This is a genomic window from Streptococcus sp. 2020WUSS084 (assembly GCF_044427445.1).
Classification (GTDB): domain Bacteria; phylum Bacillota; class Bacilli; order Lactobacillales; family Streptococcaceae; genus Streptococcus; species Streptococcus suis.
Window position 1 is genome coordinate 1 of the sequence record NZ_JAOTGC010000036.1, and the last position, 1,684, is coordinate 1,684.

At 41.0% G+C, this 1,684-nt stretch carries 1 protein-coding gene; it reads left to right on the plus strand.

The genetic code is table 11. The annotated features are described in order from the left end of the window. Positions 1-72: 72 nt before the first annotated feature. Positions 73-1,643, plus strand: a protein-coding gene (locus ODU50_RS10315; RefSeq protein WP_153599778.1) for an IS3 family transposase whose coding sequence is annotated in 2 segments (ribosomal slippage) — positions 73-718 and positions 718-1,643 — 1,572 coding nt in all. Because the reading frame shifts where the segments join, the coding sequence is not laid out codon by codon here. Positions 1,644-1,684 lie beyond the last annotated feature (41 nt).

The window sequence follows — 1,684 nt, forward strand, 5'->3', positions numbered from 1 at the left end:
TGATATACTCCCCTTATAGTGGACAGTGAAAAAACAAAAATTTTCACTAGAAACTATAAAGGGAGTTTTATTATGTCCAAAAGAAGTCCAAAGTCTGTCTCTGAGAAACTAGAAATTGTTCTACTCTACTTGGAAGCTGGGAAATCACTTAGCTGGTTAGCTAGGCACCATGGTGTGTCTAAAGACACTCTATCAAACTGGGTTCGGAAGTACAAAGAAGCTGGTGTTGAGGGGCTAGAGGAAAGCCGTCACTGGACGAAGTATAGTAAGGAACTAAAGGAACAAGCTGTTTCCGACTATCTCAATGGCTTGGGAAGTCTCAAAGATTTGACTGAAAAATATGGAATTTCTTGTGATTATGTTCTCAGATCATGGATAAAACGTTATACTAGTGGTAAAGAATTGAAAGCTACTAGTAGAGGAATGAGTCGCATGAAACAAGGACGCAAGACAACTTTTGACGAACGGGTTGAGATTGTCAATTTTATCCTTGCCCACGAGAAAGATTACCAAGGGGCTGTTGAGAAGTATGGTGTTTCCTATCAACAGGTCTATTCGTGGGTCAGAAAGTTTGAGAAGGACGGTTCTAACGGCCTCCTCGACCGTCGTGGAAAAGGTTTGGAAAGTAAGCCTAATTTGACTTCGGAAGAAGAGTTACGCCTAAAAATCAAGCAACAGGAAGAACGGATTAAGTATCTTGAAATGGAGAATGGTCTGCTAAAAAAGTTAGAAGAAATCAAGCGACGAAATCGACGGTAAGAATGGGGCGCCACTTGGAATCCTTCCAAGCGATTAAAGAATATGCGGATGAACAGAAAGAGGCTTCTATCAGCCACTTGTGCCGTATTCTAAAGGTATCTCGCTCAGGCTATTACAAGTGGTTGCGTCATCAAGAAACTCCTTCTGAACAAGAAAATACAAGATTGATAGACGTCATCAAGGACCTTCATAGCCAACATAATGGCATTCTTGGTTATCGTCGTATGACTCGATTTGTCAATCGCAAGCTTGAAACAAACTACAACAAGAAGCGGATTCGTCGCTTGATGCATATTCTAGGTATTCGCTCCATTATCAGAAGATCCAAGGGATATTGCACCAAGACTAGCTTTGTCAATGTAGAAGACAATATTCTCAATCGTGATTTTACAGCTACTGCCCCCAATCAGAAATGGTGTACAGATGTGACTTTCTTGAAGTACGGTATCGGCTGTAAAGCCTATTTGAGTGCGATTAAGGACCTTTATGACGGCTCTATTGTCGCTTATGTGGTTGGTCAGTTTAATGATAATGAGTTGGTATTAGAAACGCTTCGTAAAGCCCGAACAGCTAATCCTGATGCGACACCATTAATTCATAGCGATCGAGGATCACAATATACTTCGAAAGATTATTACCGTCTGACGACTCAGTATCAGATGACACGCTCTATGTCTCGTGTTGGTAAGTGTATTGACAATGCACCAATTGAGAGTCTCTTTGGGCACTTTAAGACGGAGTGCTATGATTTGAAGAAGTATAAGACCTTTGAGGAGCTAGTTTCAGATATTGATGCCTACATCTATTTTTATAATCATCAACGATTTCAAGAACGCAACAACGGCCTTGCCCCTCTTGAAATGAGGAACAAGGCCGTCGCCTAATCTTTTATTATTTCATTGTCCACTTGACAGGGAGCAGTTCA